Origin of the sequence: Pseudomonas sp. AM4(2022), from assembly GCF_036346515.1 — a bacterium.
In the GTDB taxonomy this organism is placed as follows: Bacteria; Pseudomonadota; Gammaproteobacteria; order Pseudomonadales; family Pseudomonadaceae; genus Aquipseudomonas; species Aquipseudomonas paracarnis.
In genome coordinates this window covers 136,685-153,628 of record NZ_JAOTNW010000014.1, presented here as the reverse complement: position 1 = coordinate 153,628, position 16,944 = coordinate 136,685, and the positions used below count along the sequence as shown (strand labels likewise).

Annotated in this window: 7 protein-coding genes; 2 read left to right on the top strand and 5 right to left on the bottom strand. The window is 61.2% G+C overall.

All coding sequences use genetic code 11. The annotated features are described in order from the left end of the window. Positions 1 to 7,795 (top strand): amino acid adenylation domain-containing protein (locus tag ODQ19_RS19685; protein WP_442962767.1); only part of this gene is annotated, 7,795 nt, incomplete at its 5' end. 221 nt (positions 7,796 to 8,016) lie between these two features. Here ODQ19_RS19685 and ODQ19_RS19680 read toward each other — a convergent pair. Continuing rightward, positions 8,017 to 10,389 carry a TonB-dependent siderophore receptor gene (locus tag ODQ19_RS19680; protein ID WP_330211002.1) on the bottom strand — a complete coding sequence of 791 codons (2,373 nt, stop codon included), beginning with the start codon at positions 10,387 to 10,389 and terminating at the stop codon, positions 8,017 to 8,019. 155 nt (positions 10,390 to 10,544) lie between these two features. Beyond that, positions 10,545 to 12,197, bottom strand: a complete 1,653-nt coding sequence (locus ODQ19_RS19675; protein ID WP_330211001.1) for a cyclic peptide export ABC transporter — start codon at positions 12,195 to 12,197, stop codon at positions 10,545 to 10,547. Positions 12,198 to 12,399: 202 nt separating this feature from the next. On the opposite strand from ODQ19_RS19675, the gene ODQ19_RS19670 reads away from it, so the two are divergent. After that, positions 12,400 to 13,227, top strand: coding sequence for a N(5)-hydroxyornithine transformylase PvdF (locus ODQ19_RS19670; RefSeq protein WP_330211000.1), 828 nt, complete (start codon positions 12,400 to 12,402; stop codon positions 13,225 to 13,227). A 154-nt stretch (positions 13,228 to 13,381) separates the two neighbouring features. Here ODQ19_RS19670 and pvdO read toward each other — a convergent pair whose 3' ends face one another. The 3 genes from pvdO to pvdM are packed head-to-tail and all read right to left on the bottom strand — an operon-like array spanning position 13,382 to position 16,919. After that, positions 13,382 to 14,254, bottom strand: a complete 873-nt coding sequence (pvdO, locus tag ODQ19_RS19665; RefSeq protein ID WP_116665926.1) for a dihydropyoverdine dehydrogenase — start codon at positions 14,252 to 14,254, stop codon at positions 13,382 to 13,384. A gap of 28 nt (positions 14,255 to 14,282) precedes the next feature. Then, positions 14,283 to 15,551, bottom strand: a complete 1,269-nt coding sequence (pvdN, locus tag ODQ19_RS19660; protein WP_330210999.1) for a pyoverdine-tailoring periplasmic protein PvdN — start codon at positions 15,549 to 15,551, stop codon at positions 14,283 to 14,285. A gap of 18 nt (positions 15,552 to 15,569) precedes the next feature. Beyond that, on the bottom strand, positions 15,570 to 16,919 hold the full coding sequence (gene pvdM / locus ODQ19_RS19655) for a pyoverdine-tailoring dipeptidase-like protein PvdM (RefSeq protein ID WP_330210998.1): 1,350 nt from the start codon (positions 16,917 to 16,919) through the stop codon (positions 15,570 to 15,572). Between the last annotated feature and the right edge of the window lie 25 nt (positions 16,920 to 16,944).

Here is a 16,944-nt window from a genome sequence, read left to right as displayed (position 1 = left end):
GTTCGGCAAGCCCGGCGGCCGCGTGTATCGCAGCGGTGACCTGACCCGTGGCCGCCCGGATGGTGTGGTGGACTACCTGGGTCGTGTAGACCATCAAGTGAAAATCCGTGGTTTCCGTATCGAGCTGGGCGAGATAGAAGCGCGTCTGCGTGAGCAGGACAGCGTTGGCGAAACGGTAGTGGTGGCCCAGGAAGGGCCGACCGGCAAGCAGCTGGTGGCGTATGTCGTACCCGCTGATCCAGCCCTGATTGATCAGGTCGAGTTCCGTGAGGTGCTGCGCCGTGCATTGAAAACCTGCCTGCCGGACTACATGGTCCCGGCGCACTTCATGCTTCTTGCCCAGATGCCGCTGACCCCCAACGGCAAGCTCGACCGAAAAGGCTTGCCGCAGCCGGACGTTACCCAGTCCCAAGGTGTATTTGTCGAGCCGGTTACCCCTTTGCAGCAGCAGGTAGCGGCCATCTGGGTCGACGTCCTCGGTGTCGAGCGGATCGGCCTCACTGATCACTTCTTTGAACTGGGCGGGCATTCACTGCTGGCCATGCAGGTCATTTCCCGCCTGCGTCAGTTACTAGCGCATGAAGTCGCCCTGCGCACTTTGTTCGAACAGCCGCAGCTGGAAGGCTTTGTACTGGCGTTGCAAGCGCTGGATAACACCATGCTGGTACCGTCGATGGTGGCAGTCTCCCGTGCCCGACCACTGGCGTTGTCCTATGCCCAGGAGCGTCAGTGGTTCCTCTGGCAATTGGAACCCGAGAGCGCGGCCTACCATGTGCCTAATGCGTTGCGCCTGAGCGGGCAGCTGGATCGCCCGGCCCTGCAGCGCAGTTTTGACGCTTTGCTCGCGCGCCATGAAGCCTTGCGCACTGTGTTTGTCACGGACGGTGAGCACACGCTGCAGCACATCTTGCCAATCGCCACATTGCAGCTGGATTTTGCCCGGTTGGAAGGTGCGTCTGCACAACAGGTGCAGGCGCGGGTGGAAGCGGAAATCGCCCGGCCTTTCGACCTGCGCCAGGGCCCGTTGCTGCGGGTGACGTTGCTGCAACTGAGCGAGCAGGAACATGTGCTGGTACTGGTCCAGCACCATATCGTGTCCGATGGCTGGTCGATGCAAGTGATGGTCGATGAGCTGGTGCAACTCTACGCGGGATTCAGCCAGGGCAGACCGGCGCAACTACCGGCGATCGCGTTGCAATACGCCGATTACGCGGCGTGGCAGCGTGGTTGGATGGACGCCGGTGAGCAGCAGCGCCAATTGGACTACTGGCGTGAACTGTTGGGCGGCGAACAGCCGGTGCTGGAGCTGCCGCTGGATCATCCGCGCCCGGCGGTGCAGAGCTACCGGGGTGCTTTGCTGGAAGTCGGTTTGGATAGCGGTCTTGTTACGGGCCTCAAGGCGTTGGCACAGCGCGAGGGCGTGACGTTGTTCATGCTGTTGCTGGCGTCGTTCCAGACCTTGCTGCATCGCTACAGCGGCCAGTCGGATATCCGCGTCGGCGTGCCGATTGCCAACCGCAATCGTGCAGAAATCGAGCGGCTGATCGGTTTCTTTGTCAACACCCAGGTACTCAAAGTTGATATCGACGGGCAGATGACCTTTGCCCAGCTGTTGCAGCAGGTCAAGCGTCGCGCCCTCGATGCCCAGGCCAATCAGGATTTGCCGTTCGAGCAACTGGTGGAAGCGCTGCAGCCGGAACGCAGCCTCAGCCACAATCCGCTGTTCCAGGTGATGTTCAACCATCAGTCCGAGGCACGTGTACCGCGTGGCGAACAACTGCCCGGCTTGCGGGTGGAAGGGCTGGCGTGGGACAGCCATACCGCGCATTTCGACTTGAGCCTGGATACCCAGGAGTCGAGTGACGGTCTTTGGGCGTCGCTGACCTATGCCACCGATCTGTTTGAGGCCGCCACCATTGCACGTCTGGCGCAGCATTGGCAGAACCTGCTGGAAGATGTGGCGCGGGATGCCTTGCAGCCCATCGGCGAACTGGCGCTGCTCGATCACCAGGAGCAGTTGAACTTACTGCAGGAATGGAACAGCGCCGCCCCTGCATGTACGATTCAACAGGGCGTGCAGCACCTGTTCGAGCATCAGGCGCAACGGCGCCCGGATGCGGTAGCACTGTGCCTGGGTGCGCGGTCCATGCGTTATGGCGAGTTGAATCTTCAGGCCAACCGTTTGGCCCATGCGCTGATCGCCCGGGGTGTCGGCCCGGAAGTGCTGGTGGGCGTCGCGGTGGAGCGCTCGTTCGAGATGGTGGTCAGCCTGCTGGCCGTGCTCAAGGCAGGCGGTGCCTATGTGCCGCTGGACCCGCAATACCCACGCGAGCGCCTGTTGCATATGCTCGAAGACAGCGGCGTGCGGCTGGTGCTGACCCAATCACATATCGACATGCCGTTGCCCGAAAGTATGGCGACGCTGGACCTGAGTGATGCGGACCTGACTCCATACGCTGAGACCAATCCGCAGGTAACGGTCGACCCGCAAAACCTCGCCTATGTGATCTACACCTCCGGTTCTACCGGCAAGCCCAAAGGCGTGGCAATCAACCACGCAGCACTCACCGAATTCTCGAGTATTGCGGCAGGTTACTCGCGACTCACTCAAGATGATTGCGTACTGCAATTCGCCACCCTGAATTTCGATGGTTTCGTCGAGCAGCTGTACCCGGCGCTGACCCATGGCGCCACGGTTGTCCTGCGCGGCCCGGAGTTGTGGGACAGCGCTCGCCTGTACGAAGAAATCATTGCCCAGGGCATTACCCTGGCCGATTTGCCAACGGCCTACTGGAATCTGTTTTTGCTTGACTGCCTGGCCGCCGGCCCTCGCTCTTATGGTGCATTGCGCCAAATTCACATTGGCGGCGAAGCCATGCCGCTGGATGGCCCTGCACAATGGTTGAAAGTCGGTCTCGGCCGTGTGCGTTTGCTCAACACCTACGGCCCGACCGAAGCCACTGTGGTGTCGAGCGTGCTGGATTGCACGTCCGGTACTGAAACCATCGGCGCCACTGCCAGCCCGATTGGCCGCTCGCTGCCGGGCCGTGCCCTGTATGTGCTGGACCGCGACTTGAACCTGGCGCCGCTGGGAGCTGTGGGCGAGTTGTATATCGGCAGCTACTGCGGTCTTGCGCGCGCTTACCTGAACCGCGCATTGCTCACCGCCGAGCGTTTTGTGCCGGACCCGTTTGGTGAAACCGGCGGGCGCCTGTACCGCACGGGCGACTTGGCGCGTTACCGCGCCGACGGCGTGATCGAGTGCGTCGGCCGCGTGGACCATCAAGTGAAGATTCGCGGTTTCCGCATTGAATTGGGGGAAATCGAAGCATTGCTGCTGGCCCAGGACGGCGTACGTGAAACGCTGGTGTTGGCCGCGGATAATCAACTGGTCGCTTATGTGGTCGCCGAGCAGCAAGACGGTGAGGCACTCAAAAATGCCCTGCGTGAACAACTGCCGGATTACATGGTGCCGGCGCACCTGATCTTCCTCGACCGCATGCCGCTGAACCCCAACGGCAAGATGGATCGCCACGCGTTGCCAAAACCCGACGCCAGCCAATCGCAGCAGGCCTGGGTTGCTCCAGTGACTAAGCTGGAGCAACAGGTTGCAGCGGTATGGGCCGATATCCTTGGCGCCGAGCGAGTCGGGTTGACCGATCACTTCTTTGAGATGGGCGGCCACTCGCTGCTGGCGATGCAGATCATCTCACGCTTGCGTAACCTGTTGGGCCGGGAAGTGGCGCTGCGAAGTTTGTTCGAACAACCGCGTCTGCAAGGGTTTGTCGCCGCGCTTTCGACCGACAGGGGCATGCCACTGGCACCGGCGTTGGTTGCGGTCGGGCGCGATCAGCCCTTGCCGCTGTCCTATGCCCAGGAGCGCCAATGGTTCCTCTGGCAACTGGACCCGCACAGCGCGGCCTATCATGTGCCGAGCGCTCTGCGCCTGAAAGGGCGCCTTGACCTGCCGGCACTGCAGCGCAGTTTTGACACCCTGGTAGCGCGTCACGAAAACCTGCGGACTTACCTTCAGCAGGACGGTGAGCGTGTGGTGCAGGTGATCGCCGTGCAGGCCAGCGTCGAGATCGCCCGGGTCGACATCGGTGCATCAGCGATCCGTACCGAAGTGGAGTCGCAGATCGCGCGGCCTTTCGATCTGACTCAGGGGCCGCTGATGCGGGCGAGCCTGCTGCGTGTGGCCAAAGACGATCATGTGCTGGTGCTGGTGCAGCATCACATCGTTTCCGATGGCTGGTCGATGCAGGTCATGGTCGATGAGTTGGTGCAGATGTATGCCGCTTTCAGCCTGGGCCAGGCGCCGCAATTGCCAGCGTTGCCGATCCAATACGCTGACTATGCCGTGTGGCAGCGCCAGTGGATGGAGGCGGGCGAGAAGGCCCGCCAGTTGGAGTACTGGTGCGGCCTGCTGGGCGGTGAACAACCGGTACTGGAGCTGCCGCTGGATCACGCCCGCCCGAGTCAGCAAAGCCATCGCGGCGCGAGCCTGGACATCCAAGTGCCGCCCGCGCTGGTGACGGCGCTGCGCGCGCTGGCCCAGCGCGAGGACGTGACCCTGTTCATGTTACTGCTGGCGTCGTTCCAGATCCTGTTGCATCGTTACAGCGGTCAGTCGGATATCCGCGTGGGCGTGCCCGTGGCCAACCGCAACCGCGTGGAAACCGAACGGCTGATCGGCTTTTTCGTCAACACCCAGGTACTCAAGGTCGATATCGATGGCCAACAGACGGTTGCTCAGTTGCTCGCCCAGGTCAAACAGCGTGCGCTGGACGCCCAGGCCCATCAGGACTTGCCCTTCGAGCAGTTGGTGGAAGCCTTGCAGCCTGAGCGCAACCTGAGTTTCAACCCGTTGTTCCAGGTGCTTTTCAATCATCAGACCCAAACCAGTGGCCGCGACGAAGGTGAGCAATTACCCGGTCTGCACGTCAGTGGCCTGGAGTGGGACAATCATACCGCCCAGTTTGACCTGAGCCTCAACACCCACGAGTCCGCCGAGGGGCTTGCCGCCTCGCTGACTTACGCCACGGACCTGTTCGAGCTCGCCACGTTGGCGCGCATGGCGGCGCATTGGCTGAACCTGCTCAATGGTATGACACGTGATGCCCAGCAGCGTATCGGCCAGTTGCCGCTGCTCGAACCTCAGGAGCAGCAAGCAGCCGTCCACGATTGGAATTCCACCGCGCGAGAATACCCGTTGCAACGTTGCGTGCATCAGTTGATCGAAGAACAGGTCGTCCGCACACCGGATGCACCTGCCCTGGTGTTTGGTCAACAGTGCCTGGACTACGCCGAGTTGAACCACCGCGCCAACCGACTCGCCCATCGCTTGATGGAAGCTGGTGTGGGCCCGGATGTGCTGGTGGGGCTGGCGGTTGAGCGCTCCATCGAAATGATCATCGGCTTGTTGGCAGTACTCAAGGCTGGCGGTGCCTATGTGCCGCTGGACCCTGAATACCCGCGTGAGCGTCTGGCTTATATGCTGGAAGACAGCGGTGTGAAACTGTTGCTGACCCAGGCGCATTTGCAGGACCAGTTACCGATTCCACCCGGTTTGGAAACCCTGGTGCTGGGCGGATCTGTGTTCGAACGCTACAGCGAAGAGAACCCGGGCATCGTTTTGCACGGTGAAAACCTCGCCTACGTGATCTACACCTCCGGTTCCACCGGCCAGCCCAAAGGCGCCGGCAACCGTCATTCGGCCCTGACCAACCGGCTGTGCTGGATGCAGGAAGCCTATGGCCTGAATGCCCGCGACAGCGTGCTGCAAAAAACGCCGTTCAGTTTCGACGTGTCGGTGTGGGAGTTCTTCTGGCCACTGATGACCGGCTCGCGACTTGTCGTCGCCGCGCCGGGGGATCACCGCGATCCGCAAAAGCTGGTCGCGCTGATCAATGCGCAGCGCATCACCACGTTGCACTTCGTGCCCTCGATGTTGCAAGCGTTCCTCCAGGATTCGGCGGTTGCCAGCTGTCACAGCCTGCAGCGCATTGTGTGCAGCGGCGAGGCGCTGTCCGTGGATGCCCAGCAACAAGTCTTCGCCAAATTGCCGCAGGCCGACCTGTACAACCTGTATGGCCCGACCGAAGCAGCCATCGACGTGACCCACTGGAGCTGCCGCGACGAAGGCCGCGACACGGTACCGATTGGTGAGCCCATCGCCAACCTGCGCACTTATGTGTTGGACGCTGAATTGGCACCTGTGCCGGTCGGCGTCGCCGGGGAGCTGTACCTCGGCGGCGCGGGCCTGGCACGCAGTTATCACCGCCGTCCGGCGCTGACCGCCGAACGTTTCGTTCCTTGTCCGTTCCACAACGGGGCGCGCCTGTATCGCACTGGCGATCGCGTGCGCCAGCGTGCAAATGGCATTATTGAATACCTGGGCCGTCTCGATCATCAGGTCAAGCTGCGCGGTTTGCGTATCGAGCTGGGAGAAATCGAAGCACGCCTGCTTGAACTCCCGGTTGTGCGTGAGGCCACTGTGCTTGCAGTCGATGGCAAGCATCTGGTGGGTTACCTGGTGCTGCAACAGGCCGACGACGATTGGCGCAAGCGGTTGAGCGCCTATCTGGCCAGTCACGTGCCGGACTATATGGTCCCTGCGCAATGGGTACTGCTGGAACAGATGCCCCTGAGCCCCAACGGCAAGCTGGATCGCAAGGCCCTGCCCAAACCGCAAGTGAGCGGCCGCGATTACGTTGCACCACAGACCGGACTGGAGCATCAGCTTGCCGCGGTGTGGGCGCAGGTGCTGGAGGTGGAGCGTGTGGGGTTACACGACAACTTCTTCGAACTGGGCGGCCACTCGTTGCTGGTGTTGTTGCTCAAGGACCGTATCCACAAGGCCTGCGGTGCCACGCTCGCCGTCAATCAGCTGATGCTGCACCCGACGATCGCAGGCCAGGCGCGCTGTATCGAGGGGGATGTGGGTGGCTCGTTGATCGTCAGGCTCAACAGCCAGACCCAGGGCACGCCGCTGTACCTGTTTCACCCAAGTTTTGGCTCGGTGCATTGTTACAAGGCTATCGCCCTTGCATTGCGTGAGCAGCGTCCGGTGTTGGGTGTGATTTGTCGGACCCTGGTGGAAGAGGGTGTTGAGGTGCCGACCTGGGCGCAGATGGTCGAGGACTACACCCAACAGCTGTTGCTGGCCCAGCCCCACGGCGCCTTCCGTCTGGGCGGCTGGTCACTGGGTGGCAACCTGGCGATGGAGGTGGCGTACCGCCTGGAGCAAGCTGGCCGGACCGTTGAATTGCTGGGCTGGATCGACGCGCCGCCGCCTGCACGCTTTACCGCATTCTGGCAAGAGGGCGCGCGGGTGGACGAGCGAGTGATTTCCGCCGCCGAACGCCGCGTGGAATTGTTGGCGGTGATGTTCCCGGCGTATGCCGAGCAGATCCAGAACGTCTGGATGGCTGCCGGCGAGCAGGACGAGCAGTGGCAACGTGTGTCCGAGTGGGCCGAACTGACCCTGGGCGACAGCTTCCGCATACTCAAGGATGAGTTGCAAAGCGGCGGCGAGACCGAGCGTTCCTGGGCGCTCAAGCAGGTGCTGGACGAGCGCCTGCAAGACACCGACTACCGTGCGATCAAGGCTCCGGTCAATTGCTGGTGGGCCGCCCTGAGCGAAGGCGGTATTCACCAGGCGCTGATTGAGACCGGCATGCGCGAAGTGATTGGCCAGTCAGGCATCCAGCGCTCGGTGGTGATCGACACGACACACCACCGGATCGTGGACAACGCCGAGTTCATCAGCAGTTTTGTCTCGGCAATGGAGTAAGCGGCTGCGGTAACAGACGCCCCTGGTCAGTGATGACCAGGGGCGTTTTGCTATCTGGTGTGCCCATCACCGGCAAGCCGGCTCCTTCGGGTATACGCATCTTCCGTAGGAGCCGGCTTGCCGGCGAAAAATACCCAGGCACCGCATTCACCCAGGCATGCGTAAAGGGTACAAAAAAGCCCCTGGCCACGTGGTGATCAGGGGCTTTTGGGGTGGCGGGCTTAGAAGTCCCAGCGTGTGGTGACCATTACGTTGCGTGGGTCGCCAGGGTAGGCCGAGTCATAGAAACCGATGTTGGTGTAGTAGTGCTTGTCGAACAGGTTGTTGACGTTGAGGGTGGCCGAGAGGTTTTCGGTCACTTGGTAACGAGTCATCAAGTCAACCAGCCAGTACGGGTCCTGGGTGAACTTCTCAGAGCGGCCGCCACCGGGGTAGCCCCAGTTGTTGACGGTCTGCCAGCCGGCGCTCTGCCAGCGTGCACCGCCACCAATGGTGAGCTTGTCCAGGTTGCCCTGCAGTTTGTAGGTGGTATAGAAGCTCACCTGATCTTCCGGTTCCCAGGTAGCAACCTTCTTGCCATCGTCATCGCGGGCGATCTTGTGGGTGTAACCCGCTTGCAGTTGCCAGCCTCGGGCGAGTTCGCCGGAGATTTCCGCTTCGTAGCCCTTGGTCTTGGTCTTGGTGCCGATGTACGAGAAGTCGACGCCTGGCTGAGAGTTCCAGGCCGTATCGGCAAGCGGACGGTTTTCTTCGTGCACTTCGAAGTAAGCGAGGCTGGAGTTCAGGCGGCCTTCGAAAAATTCACCCTTGAGGCCCAGCTCATAGTTCTTGCCTTCGTTCGGGTCGAGCATGGTACGGGTGCTTGTGCGGTACTGGGTTTGTGGCTGGAAGATTTCGGTGTAGCTGGCATACGCGGTGAAGTTGTCGTTCAGGTCATACGTCAAGCCGGCGTAGGGCACTACCTTGCCGCTTTCCTGGGTGTCGCTGGTACCGGTGACCTGATAGTTGGCGATACGTGAGCCGAGTAACAGGTGCAGCTCATCCGTCAGGCTGAAACGGCCAGTCACATAGGTACCGGTCTGGCGGGTGGTTTCGTCATTGATCTTGGTGGCAGTCCACAGCGGCTCTATGGCTTGGCCGTGCCAGTTGTAGAAGTCATAGGAGTTGTTGAAGTAGGTGGACGCCGTGTAGTCCTTGGCTTTCCATTTGGAGATGGAAAGGGACTGGCCGATCACCAGTTCGTGTTCGCGGCCGAACAGCTCGAATGGCCCCGAGGCGTACACATCGAGGCTGTCGCTGGTAGTGTCGCCGACGTATTTGCGCGCATAAATGGAGCTGGCTGTGGCGGAATCCTGGGAGATGTAACCCAGGGGCGCGTTATAGCCGTTGATCTGGTGGTTGTACTGGCCCTTGGTGACCCAGCCATTGTCGAACGTATGTTCCAGGGTGGCGAATGCAGTGCGGCTGTACTGCTCCCATGAGCCCCATTTTGGGCCGTTGTTGAACGACCGCGGCAGGTCCAGCTTGTTGCCGGTAGCATCAAAGATGGTGCGTGTTCCGGTCCAGCTGGAGCCTTTCGGATCGCTGTCCTGGTAGTCGGCGCCAACGGTCAGCAGGGTGTTTTCGTCCAGGTCGAATTCGAGGATGCCGTAAAGCACACCGGTCTTGCGCGAATAGTGGTCGAGGAACGAGTGTTTGTCCTGATAGGCCGCAACGGCACGGCCACGCACGTTACCGGTTTCGGTCAGTGGGCCGCTGACGTCGACCTGGGAACGATAGTTATCCCAGGAGCCGGCGCCCAGTTCGATACTGCTCTTGAACTCGGAGGTCGGCTTTTTGCGGATCAGGTTGATGGTACCGCCCGGGCCGCCGGCGCCGGTTAGCAGGCCGGTGGCGCCCTTGAGCACCTCGACGCGGTCGTAGATCGCCATGTCGGTCAGGGTCTGGCCGGCCGAGTATTGGGCGTCGCGCAGGGTCGGAATACCGTCGTACTGGAAGTTGACGATAGAGAAACCACGGGAATAGTAGTTGGTGCGCTCGGTGTCATAGGTCGACACGGTGATGCCCGGGGTATGGCGCATCACGTCATCGATAGCGTTAAGCCCGAAATCATCCATCACCTGACGCGTCACCACCGATATCGACTGCGGCGTTTCCCGTGGCGTCAGCACCAGGCGCGTCGCCGTGGCGATGGTCCCCGGGGTATACGAACCGGTGCCTTCTGTCACGGTGCCCAACTGGTTGGCGGTGACCTGCGTGGTCCCCAACTCCAGCCCCGAAGACGCGACCGCGCTGATGGTGATCGTGTTGCCTTGCAGGCCATAACTGACGCCGGCGCCAGTGAGCAGGGTGGCGATGGCCTTGTTGGGCTCCTGCTTGCCCTTGACCGCGGTGCTGTTCTTGCCTTGCACATCAGTCGGGCTGTATAGCACCTGCAGGTTGGTCTGACGACCAAATTCCTGCAGCGCCGTCCCCAACGGCTGTGCGGGAATGTCGATCTCGATCTCCTGAGCCTGCACATAACTGGCCATGGGCAGGGACACCGCGAGGGCAAGCGCGCAAGGCTTGAGGTTGAAATTCAGTGCCCGTCGCATGGATAGCGCTTTGCTCAGGGGGCTGAGACCGAGTCGTACTGACATGGATGCGTTCTCTTCTGTGTTTTTAGGTGGGCAGTTTATAGGTGTTTATTGAGGTCAATTCTCATTACCACTAGTGAGACGTTCCTACCTGAAGAAACCGGAAAAGAAATTCACGCGGGTTCCATGTCATGCACCACCTGGCCCGCACTCAGGCGCACCAACTGGTCGGCAATATCGAAATAGCGATCGTCATGACTGATCACAATGATGGTCTTGCCCAGGCGCTTGAGGTCCGGCAGCAGCTCCGTATAGAAAACGCGGCGAAAGGCCGGGTCCTGGTCGGCCGCCCATTCGTCGAACACTAGCACGGGGCGCTCTTCCAGCCAGGCATTCACAAGGGCCAGGCGTTTGCGCTGGCCAGTGGAGAGGTCGGTGGTGCTGAATACGCCGTCCTTGACGCTGACCTTGTGCGCGATTTCCAGGCGCTCAAGGTACTTGGCGGCACTGTCCAGCGATTGAGTGGCGCTGCCTTGGACCAAGTCATCGAACAAGTAGTAGTCGGCGAATACCGTGGTGAATAGTTGTCGGTAGTCGTCGCGTGCCGGGTCGGTCACGGTTTCGCCATTGAGGCGGATTTCGCCGGCGTGGGGTTGATACAGGCCCAGCAACAGCTTGATCAGGGTGGTCTTGCCACAGCCGTTTTCGCCGACGATAAACACGATATCGCCCTGCTTGATGTTCAGGTTGATCGGCCCCAGGTGGAACGGCTGGCTACCTTCCACTGGCGGCGGACTGTAGCTCACACCGCGCAATTCCAGGCTGTGCACTACGGGTGTCGGTGCTTCGCTGCCGTCCATCAGCAAGTGCGGCTCGGGGGAGGAGAAGCGTTCGGACAGTTCGGTAATGCGTGCAAACGCAATGCGCGCCTTGCCGATGATCGGCAGGTAACCCACCACATGTTCCAGCGGCCCCTTCATGTACAGCAGCACCAGCACGAAGCCGGTGATGACTGCCGGGTCCGGGTTGGGGTTGTAGGCTTGCATCGCCAGGGCCAGGCCGATGACCACAAAAAACAGCATCGAGCCAAAGGTCTTGGCGACGATATAGATGTTCACCGAGCGCACCTGGATATCGCTGATGCGGTCGGCGGTTTCCTGGATGCGGTGAGTGTTCATGCGGTAGCGGCGCGGCCGATGGATACGCAGCTCCTTGGCGCCTGAGGCGATCGCCGAATAATAGCGTTGCAGCTCGTCTTCCTGATCACGGGCCTCGTCGAAGCCACGAATGCCTTTTGCGCCGGCAATGAACTGCACGCTGCTGCCAATGATGATTGCCACCACCATCATCAGGAACATCGGTACCGACAGGTATGCCAGGTAGCCAAGGCAGCCCAGGGTCACGGTCGTAGCGATGGCCAGTGGGGTGAAGGCAAAGGAAAAGTCGCTGATGGTATCGACGTCGTGCGTCAGTACCGGGATAAGGCGATGGGAACGATACTGTTCAATCTGTTCAATGGGTGCTGACAGGACTTTTTCGCCGAGATCTTTGCGCAGGGCGGCAATGATCCGTTGTCCGACGTAGTTGGTGCCGATATCGGAAACGATCGAGCTGGTCAGGGCCAGTAGGCAAAGTGCAGCAAAGGTCAGGATTACCCCCTGTGTCATGCCGGTAGACGAATGCAGGGCATTATTAATCGTCGCCAACAGCAAGGTAATGGCCAGGCCGCCCGCCATGCCAAGGGCAACGGAGACCGTCACAATGGTGCGAAAGGGCCGGAGCAATGCGAGCAAACCTTTGAAGGCGCCGCGCTTGGGGTCGGTCATAAATACTTCCCGGGAAATGAAAAAGAGGGGGCTGGGCACACAGACCCTTACCCATGACAAACGAAGCATCGGCGTGACTATTTAGCGCGGCGTGCCAGGCGGTGGCAGTGAGCGATAAATTGCCTGGGGCCTGGTTCGTTCTTGTTGTGTAGGCGCACGCGTATCGACGCTGTGCGTGGCCCTTTCAGCGAGAGCGAAACAAATGACGAAAAAGAACCTGGTGTATGTCTGGTCCCTGAGAAATGCCGCTGCCGACAAGGCGGGGCAGCCGGTGGCCTACAAGGACCACGAGCGCTACATGAAGTCGGTGCTGGAGTTTCTGGTGGGCTCGCTCAACGACACGCCGCTGGGCGAGGTCTACAACCTGGTGGGCGTGGTGTATGACGACGATGAGCAAAACCCGCGCGACCAACAGTTGGTAGCGGACTATGGCTTCGCCTACAAGCCGGGCCGCCAGTGGTTGTACCCGGCGGATTTGCGCGTGCAGGGCAAGTTGGTCAATGACCTGCTGCTGAGCGTGCCGTCCACCTATCGCCGCCTGCCACGGGGCAGCGCCGAACATATCGCTGGCAAGCAGGATTTCGAGCGGCGCCTGCATGACACCCTGGTGGAGTTGAAGGCCGACATCGTGGTGCTTGACGGTTTGCTGGTGATTCTCGATGAACTGGTGCGTCCGGGCGCGCCGTTTGCGCGGCGCATCATGAACATTCATCCGGGCATCACCCGCATCGAATCACCTTACGAGCGCCGTGGGGCGTACGCCACCTGGAATGCGCTGTACGGCGCGCGTGGGCAGGCGATCACCGACTGGGTGACCAAGGCGACTCAAGCGTGCGAGCCGTTGTATTGGACGGGGGCGTCATTCCACTACGTGGATAACGGCATCGACTCGGGAGAGGTGTTCCACGACGTGCTCAAGACCGAGATTTCGCCCGAGGACACCATCCTTGAGTTGCGCTGGAACAACTTCAACAACAGCCTGTTCCCGGCGCTGCATGAAGGCTTGGCGCTGTTGGCCAGACAAGGCTGAAAACATTCCAAAGGCGGGCGCTGGCTTGCGAATCCTGTAGGAGCGAGCTTGCTCGCGTAAAACGTCAACGATGACGCGCGCTTCCTGAGTAAATGCGGCGTCTATGAGTTTTTCGCGAGCAAGAACTAGGCGTCCCCCTCGCTCCTACAAGGTATTAGAGCTCGCGCACGACCCGAAACCCAATCCAGTCCCCGCGCGTCTGCGGGTAGATATTGTTGCGATTGCCCGAGCGTGAAAACACCGGCGCCTCGCCCCAGTCATTGCCGCGAATCTGGTAGGCCTCGCAGTTGGGCTCCACCCAGGCACTGCCATCAGTCGGCGCGCCGACGTAGTTCGGATGCTCGCAATCAGCCACCCGCTCATACACATTGCCGTGCATGTCATACATGCCAAAGGCATTCGGTGGGTAGCTGCCCACAGGCGACGAATAGCTGTAGCCGTCCGCCGGGCCGTAGGTGTTGGCGTGCTGGGCGATGCTGTAGCCCTTGCCTTCGTCGAACGGGAAGGGGAACGGGCCGGTGGTGCCGGCGCGGGCGGCGTATTCGCGTTGGGCTTCGCTGACCATGTGGTACGTGTGCCCGGTCTTCTTCGACAACCAACTCACGTATTGCCTGATGTCGTCCATGTCCATGCACACTGCCGGCTGGCGTGGGCCCTGGGGGTAGCGTGGCTTGCTGGCGATACATTCGCGGCCGGGGCGGTCGTCGCCGTTGGCGATCTTCACGCCGGTCTGGCGCACGTAACTGTCCCATTCGCCAGCGGTGATGTGAAAACGGCTCATGGCGAACGGCTTGGCGAAGGTCACTGCATGCATGGGGCCTTCGTCGGGCTCGCGGCCCACTTCGTCTTCCGGCGTACCCATGGTGAAGGTGCCGGCGGGCAGCACCACCATTTCCGGGCAGTCCTTGCAGTCTTTGAAGACCTTGCCCGGTTGTGGGGCGGCGGCGTGGGCCAGGCCGGGCAGCAGGGCGCCGCACAGGGCGGTGAACGCCACGGCGGTCAGGGGTTTGAGTCGGGATGGAGTCATGTGGGCATCTCGTTCAAAGGGAAAAATGTCATAACCGCTGGCTCAGCAAGGTCATGAAGCGCTGGATCTCATCCGAACTGTTGAGCAGGCCGGGCGAGGTGCGAATCACCGGGCCGACGTCACGGTCTACCGCGTCCACCACCACGCGGTTTTTCATCAGGTAGGCCGCGACGGCGTCGCTGTCCTGGTTCTTGACCCGGAAGAAGGTGAAACCTGCTGACAGCTCGGGGCTGCGCGGGGTGACCAATTCGATCTGCGAGTGAGCCAGCAACTGGTCTTTGAGTTCGGTATTGAGCGCATGGATACGTGCCTGCACCGGCGCCTTGCCCAATTTGAGGTGCAGCTTGAAGGCCTCGTCGGCGGCCCAGCGATGTTCGAAGGCGTGGTAGCCGCCGGGCGTCATGGTCGTGGCGAAGTCCTTGTCTTCGCAGAAGGTCGGAATCATCGGTGTGACGTATTTGTTTTCGGTCTCGCAGGCGCACACCAGGCCGGTGCCGCGCGGGCCGAACATCCACTTGTGCGTACCAGCGATGAAGAAGTCGCAGTGCATATCGGGGAAGTCGAGGTCTTCCACGCCGAAGCCGTGCACACCATCGACGACATAGAGCAGGCGGTCCGGCTCGTCGCGGTTGCGGTTGTGTTCGGCCACCAGCTTGCCGATTTCGCCAATGGGCAATTTCACGCCGCTGCCCGACTGCACCCACGTCATGCCCAGCACGCGAGTGTTAGGACGGATATTGCGCTGGATATTGCCCAGCACTTCATCGGCCGAGACCTGATTGGGGTTTTTGAACAGGCGTATTTTACGCACCTGGGTTTGCTCCTTGCGTACCCTGAAGTCCAGGCTGAACGCAGTGGCGTAATGCTCATGCACCGTGGTGAGGATTTCCTGGTCGGCGCGTACCTTGATCCCGCCATAAATCATCGCCAGCCCTTCGGACGTGCTGCCGGTCAGGGCGATCTGCGCTGGCGTGGCGTTCAGGTAGCGGCCGGCCCATTCGCGCACCTGGCCCTCACGCTTCCAGGTTTCCTGCAGGTCCCAGTCCATGGCCAGGCCAGGGTTGCGGTCGATCTGTTGGCGGTAGCGTTCGATGGCCTCGCGCACGGGTCTGGGGTGCGAGGCCACCAGGAAGTTGGAAAAGTGCAGATAATTCGGGTCCTGGTTGAACAGTTGCTTCAATCCCGTCCATGGGTCGTTTGTAGCGGCGGCCACTGCCTGGGGCAGCAACGCGGTGCCCAGCGGCAGGCTCGCGGCAAAGAGGCCGGCCTGCTTGAGGAATGTACGACGGTCGGTCATGGACTTACTTCGTGGTGGTTAGCGATTGGCCAATGGCTTGGCGGCTTTTTGTACCTGGTCCCACACCCGCAGGAAGTTGCCTCCCCACAGTTTGGCGATATCGGCTTCGGAGTAGCCGCGCTGGATCAGTTCGGCAGTGACGTTGCGCACCTCGCCGACGTTCTCCCAGCCCTGGAGGCCGCCGCCGTCGTTGAAGTCCGAGGCAATGCCGACATGATCGATGCCGATCTTGCGCACGGTGTAGTCGATGGCGTCGCCCAGGTCCTTGAGCGTGGCCTTGGGTTCTTCCTCGAGGATGGCGTACAGCGCGCTGGCGTACTGGCCGAAGCGTTGCTCGGGCCAGGCGGCAATGATTGCATCACCGGGCATCAGGGCCATGGCCAGGTTGGGCAGTGGCGGCAGGTCGAAGCGTGCGCGCAAGGTATTGAGCTTGTCCTGGGTCGGCTGGCTCAAGGGGCGCAGGTAGGCGGGGAAGCCCACCACCTGCACCACGCCGCCGCTGTTCTTGATCAGTTGCAGCTCCTTGTCGCTGAGGTTGCGCGGGATGTCCACCGATGCCCGTGGCGCCGAGTGGGACGCCACCATCGGCGTGCGGCTCAACTGCGCGACTTGCTCCAGCGCCTTGGTCGACATCTGCGACACGTCGATGATCACCCCCAGGTCATTGAGGCGATGCACCGCTTGCTGGCCGATAGGCGACAGGCCCTCAAGGGCATCAGTGGAGTCATTGAAGAACGGCAGCGGGCGCGACGAGTCGGACCAGGCGTTATTGCCGATGTAGCTGAACCCGAACATGCGCATGCCGCGTGCGGCCCACAGGTCCAGCTGGTTCAGGTCGTTGCCCAGGGGGTAGGCGTTGAGCATGCTGATAAAAATCGCGAACTTGCCTTCGCCGTGCAGGCGTCGCATATCGTCCGGGGTGTAGGCAATGCCCACCTGGTTGGGAAAGTCGCGCACCATGCCGGAGATGATCTTGTAGCGCACCTCCTGTTCGTGGCGGGCCTCTTCGACAAAACCGTCGGTGGGCTTGTGCGGGGCGTTCGCGCCGTTCCAGATTTCCGGCCAGCCGAAGATCGTCAGCGCGGCGCCTGACAACCGGCCGCGGGCCGCCTTGGCCAGGTCGAACTGGCCGCTGCCATCCTTGTCGGCTTCATTGCCCGCCGTGCCGAAATCCAGGGGCAGGGTGATGTGGCTGTCGAATGACAACAGGCGGTCCTGCATTTCATTGGCCTGCTTGATCACCTCCAGCGGGTAGCCGGCGTTGCCCTTGAACCACTGATCCCAGACCAGCAAGCCAGCCCCGGCGCCGATAGCCAGGACCAGCGGCAGGCCGATATACAGCGCCTTTTTCGAACGTGATTTTGTCATTGCCATCTCAGTCAGTTGAGGCCTT

Excerpts from the sequence above, each read along its gene's own strand:
- ODQ19_RS19675 (WP_330211001.1), bottom strand. The coding sequence starts at position 12,197 with ATGACCGACCCCAAGCGCGGCGCCTTCAAAGGTTTGCTCGCATTGCTC.
- pvdO (WP_116665926.1), bottom strand. The coding sequence starts at position 14,254 with ATGACTCCATCCCGACTCAAACCCCTGACCGCCGTGGCGTTCACCGCC.
- pvdM (WP_330210998.1), bottom strand. The coding sequence starts at position 16,919 with ATGACAAAATCACGTTCGAAAAAGGCGCTGTATATCGGCCTGCCGCTG.
- ODQ19_RS19670 (WP_330211000.1), top strand. The coding sequence starts at position 12,400 with ATGACGAAAAAGAACCTGGTGTATGTCTGGTCCCTGAGAAATGCCGCT.
- pvdN (WP_330210999.1), bottom strand. The coding sequence starts at position 15,551 with ATGACCGACCGTCGTACATTCCTCAAGCAGGCCGGCCTCTTTGCCGCG.
- ODQ19_RS19680 (WP_330211002.1), bottom strand. The coding sequence starts at position 10,389 with ATGCGACGGGCACTGAATTTCAACCTCAAGCCTTGCGCGCTTGCCCTC.